Origin of the sequence: Binatus sp. (SeqCode), assembly GCF_036522015.1 — a bacterium.
In the GTDB taxonomy this organism is placed as follows: Bacteria; Desulfobacterota; Binatia; order Binatales; family Binataceae; genus Binatus.
Genome location: NZ_DATDGQ010000323.1, coordinates 1 through 5,405, shown reverse-complemented (window position 1 = coordinate 5,405; position 5,405 = coordinate 1). Strand labels below are relative to the sequence as shown.

Sequence of the window (5,405 nt, the reverse complement as noted above, 5' to 3'; positions counted from 1 at the left end):
ACTGAAATGATGCACAAGGAAATCTACGAGATCGGACAGGTACCCCCAATCGGACAGGTGCCCAGGCAGATGTACGCGCAGGTGATCCGCGCGGACCGCTTCGGCGACCCGATGCATGCGTTCAAAGTCGAAAAGATCGCGGTGCCGGAAATCCGCGCCGACGAGGTGCTCGTTTACGTAATGGCGGCGGGCGTCAATTTCAACAACGTGTGGGCCGCGCTCGGCTCGCCGGTGGACGTCATCGGCGCGCGCCAGAAAGCGAAGTACGATCATTCGGATTTTCATATCGGCGGCAGCGACGCGTCGGGAATCGTGTATGCGACCGGGCATGACGTGCACAACGTCAAGGTCGGCGACCGCGTCGTGATTCACTGCGGCGTCTGGGATCGCCACTCGCCCGCCATCCGCAATGGCGAAGATCCTATGTACGACCCGTCGTTCAAGATCTGGGGCTACGAAACCAACTGGGGCAGCTTCGCGCAGTTCGCCCGCGTCCAGGCCCATCAGTGCATGCCCAAGGCGACGCATCTGACGTGGGAAGAGGCTGCCGGGCCGACGCTGGTGGGCGCGACTGCGTATCGGATGCTGATGGGATGGGCGCCGCACGTCGTGCATCGCAGCGACGTCGTGCTGATTTGGGGCGCGTCCGGCGGCCTCGGATGCATGGCGATTCAAATCGTCAAGGCCGAGGGCGGAATTCCCGTGGGCATCGTCGGCGACGATCGCAAAATAGCTTTCTGCATGAAGCTCGGCGCCAAGGGATGCATCAACCGGAAAAAATATTTGCACTGGGGCATGATGCCGCACTGGAAGGAGACCGCCGAGTACAACAAGTGGGCGGCGGAATGCCGCGCGTTCGGCAAAGCGGTTTGGGACATCGTCGGCGAGCGGAAAAATCCGCGCATCGTATTCGAGCATCCCGGCGAAGATACGATCCCGACTTCTGTGTTCGTCTGCGACACGGGTGGGATGGTCGTGATTTGCGCGGGCACCACTGGCTACAACGCAGTCGCGGATTTGCGTTACCTGTGGATGCGCCAGAAGCGCCTGCAGGGCTCGCACTTCGCCAACGACGAGCAGGCCTACGCGTTCAATCAGCTGGTGCTCGACGGCAAGATCGACCCGTGCCTCGCCAAGACTTTCAAGTTCGAAGAAATTCCGGAATGCCACCAGGCGATGCATGAAAATCGCGCCCCGGAGGGCAAGATGGTAGCGCTGGTTGGCGCCCCAAAGCCAGGATTGAAAGACCTCCCGCTGTAGCTCCTAGCTGACGATCCGGGACACGACGTACGCATAGACCGCGACGGTCGGATAGAACGTGGTGGCGAAGCCGAACGCGCGCGCAGATCCGGAGCGATGGTATCCGATCCAGAACGTCACGCGTCCGATCACGAAGAGCATAACCAGAACTGCGACGGCGCGGATCGATTCGGGCGCGACAATCGTGACAAGCGCTAGATGCGCGACAATCGCGAGCACCAACTGCTCCAGCGTGTTCTGAAGATAGCGCCGGTCAACCTCGATGGACGGGGAAGGCCCACCCTCAATCGCGTCCGCGATGAAGAACCGGCGGTTCGCGATCATCGCGACACCCGCCAGCAGGCATAACGCCGCAAAGACATCGCACTTGAGGGCGTACTCGAGGCGCCAGGATATCTCGATACCGCCGGGGGGCGTCAGGTCAATCGCGGTCAGGCGGAAAACTACCGCGAAGAACGTCGCGCTGAACGCGACCGCCGCAAGCATCCCTGCCACCACTTTTTTCTGATCGTTCGACATATCGGCCTCCGCGGTTCACGCTGGATATTCGAGTGAACTACAATCATCGTCGATTATGACCTCAATTGCAGCGCTCGAATCTCAGTTGCTCAGCACAGTCGAAGGCGAAGTGCGCTTCGACGTCGGCACTCGCGCGGCCTATGCAACCGACGCGTCGAACTATCGCCAGGTGCCGGTGGGCGTGGTGATTCCGCGCCACGAAGGCGACGTGATTGCGGCGCTTTCGCTCGCACGTGAGAACTCGATACCGATTCTGGCTCGCGGCGGAGGCACCAGCCTTGCCGGTCAAGCATGCAACGCCGCACTCGTGCTGGATTTCTCGAAGTACATGAATCGAGTGCTCGCGATCGACTCGGACGCGCGCACAGCTCAGGTCGAACCAGGGGTCATCCAGAGTCATATCAACACCGCGCTCGCGCCGCACGGCCTGTTCTTCGCGCCGGACCCATCGACGAAAGATAGATGCACCATCGGCGGAATGATCGGCAACAACTCATGCGGCGCGCATTCGGCGGCGTACGGCAAGACGGTAGATAATGTCGAGGCGATGGAGGTCATCCTATACGACGGCACAGAGCTCTCGCTTCAGGGATCGATGGACGATGAGCAGCTCGACGCAGCAATCGCGCGCGGCGGCCGCGAAGGCGAGCTTTACTCGCGGCTGCGCGAGCTTCGCGATCAAACTACAGATTCAGTGCGCGCTCACTTTCCGAAACTGCCCCGCCGCGTCTCGGGCTACAACCTCGACCAGCTGATGCCAGAACGAGGCTTCAACGTCGCGCGCGCGATCGTCGGCTCGGAGGGTACGCTCGCGACAATTCTGCGCGCAACGATTCGCGCGGTGCCGCGACCGCGTGAAGTTGGGCTCGCGGTGCTCGGCTTCGACGACGTATTCATCGCGGCGGATCAAACGCCGTGGCTGCTCGAGCATCATCCTGAAGCGTTGGAAGGCTTCGACCAGAATCTCCCCGAGTTCGCGCGCATCAAGCAGATGCCGGGTGTGCGGTTTCTGCCCGCCGGGCGTGCCTTCCTGCTCGTCGAGCTGGGTGGAGCTTCGCGCGACGAAGCGCACGAGCGTGCCGAACGAGTAATCGCGCAGGCGCGCGAGCTGCGCGAATGCACCGGTGCCGAGTACCTGGCGGATGCGCGGGAGCAGGCTGCGGTCTGGCAGATTCGCGAGTCGGGCCTCGGTTCGAGCGCGTTCATTCCGGGCCGCCCGCGCAGTTGGCCCGGCGCCGAAGACTTCGCGGTGCCGCCGGCCAATCTCGGTACGTTTCTGCGCGGCTTCGATCGCATTCTCAGCAGCCGCAGCCTCAAGGTAGCAACCTACTACGGACATTTCGGCGAAGGATGCGTTCATGCGCGCGTCAATTTCGATTTGGCCAGCGCACCTGGAATCGCCACCTTCCGCTCGGCGATGGTCGAGCTCGGCGCGCTCGTCGCAAGTCTCGGCGGCTCTCTCTCGGGCGAGCACGGTGACGGGCTGGCGCGCTCGGAATTGCTGCCGATGATGTTCCGGCCCGATCTGATCGACGCCTTCCGCGATTTCAAGCGAATCTTCGATCCCGATTCGATGATGAACCCCGGCGTGATTGTCGCGCCGCATCCGCTCGACTCGCATCTGAAACTGGGCGCGAACTATCGGCCGCGTGAAATCGCAACCCACTTCAACTTTAGCGCGGAGGGCGGACTCGCGGGCGCGGCGCTGAAATGCGTTGGTATCGGGAAATGCCGCAAGACCGAGGCGGGGACGATGTGCCCGTCGTACATGGCGACGCGCGAGGAAATCCATTCGACCCGCGGGCGCGCGCGAATCCTGTTCGAATCCTTGACCACCGACCTGTTGCCCGATGGCTTCGCCGACCCTGTGGTGAAGGACGCGCTCGATTTCTGCCTGTCGTGCAAAGGATGCAAGAGCGAATGTCCGTCATCGGTGGACATGGCGGCGTACCGCGCGGAGTTTTTCTCGAACTACTATCGTAGTCATCGGCGTCCGCTGTCGTCAGCGTTCTTCGGCAGAATGAACGAGGTCGCGCGACTCGCATCGTATGCGCCGTCGCTCGCCAATGCGTTGGCGCACGCGCCGGTCCTTGGAGAGCTTGCGAAGAAAATGCTTGCGATTCACCCGCAGCGCGAGTTGCCGCGTTTTGCGCGGCGCACTTTCCGCTCGTGGTTCGAACGCCGGACGGCTCCCACAGCGAGCACGCGCGAGCTCGTCCTGTTCCCCGATACCTTCAACAACTTCTTCGAGCCGCACGTCGCAATCGCCGCGGTCGAAGTCCTGGAGCGCGCCGGCTTCCGAGTAATCCTTCCGCGCCACCAACTGTGCTGTGGCCGCCCGCTATACGACCAGGGAATGTTGGAACGGGCGAAGGCTCGACTGCGCGAGGTCATGGACGTGCTGGATCCATTCGTCGCCGTGGGAATTCCGATCGTCGGGCTGGAGCCGAGTTGTATCCTGACATTTCGCGACGAGCTGCCTTCGTTCTTTCCCGACGATGCGCGTGCCAGCGCGCTCGCGTCCAATTCATTCATGCTCGACGAGTTCCTCGCCCGCGAGGCCCCGGATTTCGCGCCGCCCGAGCTGCGTCGGCGGATCCTGGTGCAGGGGCATTGTCATCAGAAGGCGCTGGCGGGAATCGGCGACGAGATCGCCCTGCTGTCTCGCGCGGCGGGCGCGGAACTCCAAGTGCTCGACGCAGGATGTTGCGGGATGGCGGGCGCATTCGGCTACGACCGCGAGCACTTCGAGGTATCGAAACAGATTGGCGAGCGAGTTTTGATTCCGGCGATCGAGCATGCGCCGCCCGACGCGATCATCGTGGCCGATGGATTCTCGTGCCGCTCGCAGATTCGCCATTTCTGTCCGACGCGCACGCCGATGCATCTGGCGGAGGTGCTGAATCTGCGGGTAGGCTAACTTCGACCGGCTGCGCTACATTCGCGTCTCTGAGGAACCAAAAAATGCGACTTGGAATCACTATCCCTTTCGATCCGTTCAACGGCATTCACTTTCCCGAGCTGGTGCGCACCGCCGATCGATGCGGCTACACCGACGCGTGGTCGTACGAGTCGTTCTCGACCGACGCGTTTGCGCCGATTGCGGCGGCGGCGATGCTGAGTGAGAAGATGCGTTTCGGCTGCGCGATCATCCCGGTGTTCACGCGGCCCGCGCCGCTGATTGCGATGTCTGCCGTCACTGTCAACGAGCTGGCGGGCGGGCGGTTTATCCTGGGCCTGGGAATCTCGACGCCGAATATCGTCGAGAACTGGATGGGCGTGCCGTTTCACAAGCCGGTGACGCAGATGCGCGAGACGGTCGAAGCGTTGCGCGCGATTTTTCGCGGCGAGAAGGTCACGATGACCGGCGCCAAGGTCAAAATAAACGGTTTCCGCCTCGACGCGCCGATCACGCATCCGCCGAAAATCTATATCGGTGCGCAGGGCGCCAAGATGCTGCGGCTGGCAGGCGAAATAGGCGACGGGGTGATCGTAAACTTCATCACGCCCGAGACAGTCGCGCCGATGCTCGACAACACGCGCGACGGAATGCGCGCGGCGGGCAAGGATCCCGCGGGACTCGACGTGGTGTGCAGAATAATCTGCGCCGTCGATGAAGACGAAGC

General features: G+C 62.4%; 4 protein-coding genes. 3 read left to right on the top strand and 1 reads right to left on the bottom strand.

Annotated elements, in window-relative coordinates; translation table 11 throughout:
- Window positions 1-6 precede the first annotated feature (6 nt).
- Window positions 7-1,260: a crotonyl-CoA carboxylase/reductase gene (gene ccrA / locus VIW95_RS13660; protein WP_349259325.1), complete on the top strand. Its 1,254-nt coding sequence runs from the start codon at window positions 7-9 to the stop codon at window positions 1,258-1,260.
- Window positions 1,261-1,263: 3 nt separating this feature from the next.
- On the opposite strand, the gene VIW95_RS13655 is transcribed toward ccrA, so the two are convergent.
- The gene (locus VIW95_RS13655) at window positions 1,264-1,779 is read right to left on the bottom strand and encodes an MAPEG family protein (protein ID WP_331587422.1); all 516 of its coding nucleotides are present in this window, start codon (window positions 1,777-1,779) and stop codon (window positions 1,264-1,266) included.
- A 55-nt stretch (window positions 1,780-1,834) separates the two neighbouring features.
- On the opposite strand from VIW95_RS13655, the gene VIW95_RS13650 reads away from it, so the two are divergent.
- Both VIW95_RS13650 and VIW95_RS13645 read left to right on the top strand, forming a co-directional pair.
- Window positions 1,835-4,699, top strand: a complete 2,865-nt coding sequence (locus tag VIW95_RS13650; RefSeq protein WP_331587420.1) for an FAD-binding and (Fe-S)-binding domain-containing protein — start codon at window positions 1,835-1,837, stop codon at window positions 4,697-4,699.
- A 44-nt stretch (window positions 4,700-4,743) separates the two neighbouring features.
- A partial coding sequence (locus VIW95_RS13645) for an LLM class flavin-dependent oxidoreductase (RefSeq protein WP_331587418.1) occupies window positions 4,744-5,405 on the top strand: 662 nt, incomplete at its 3' end.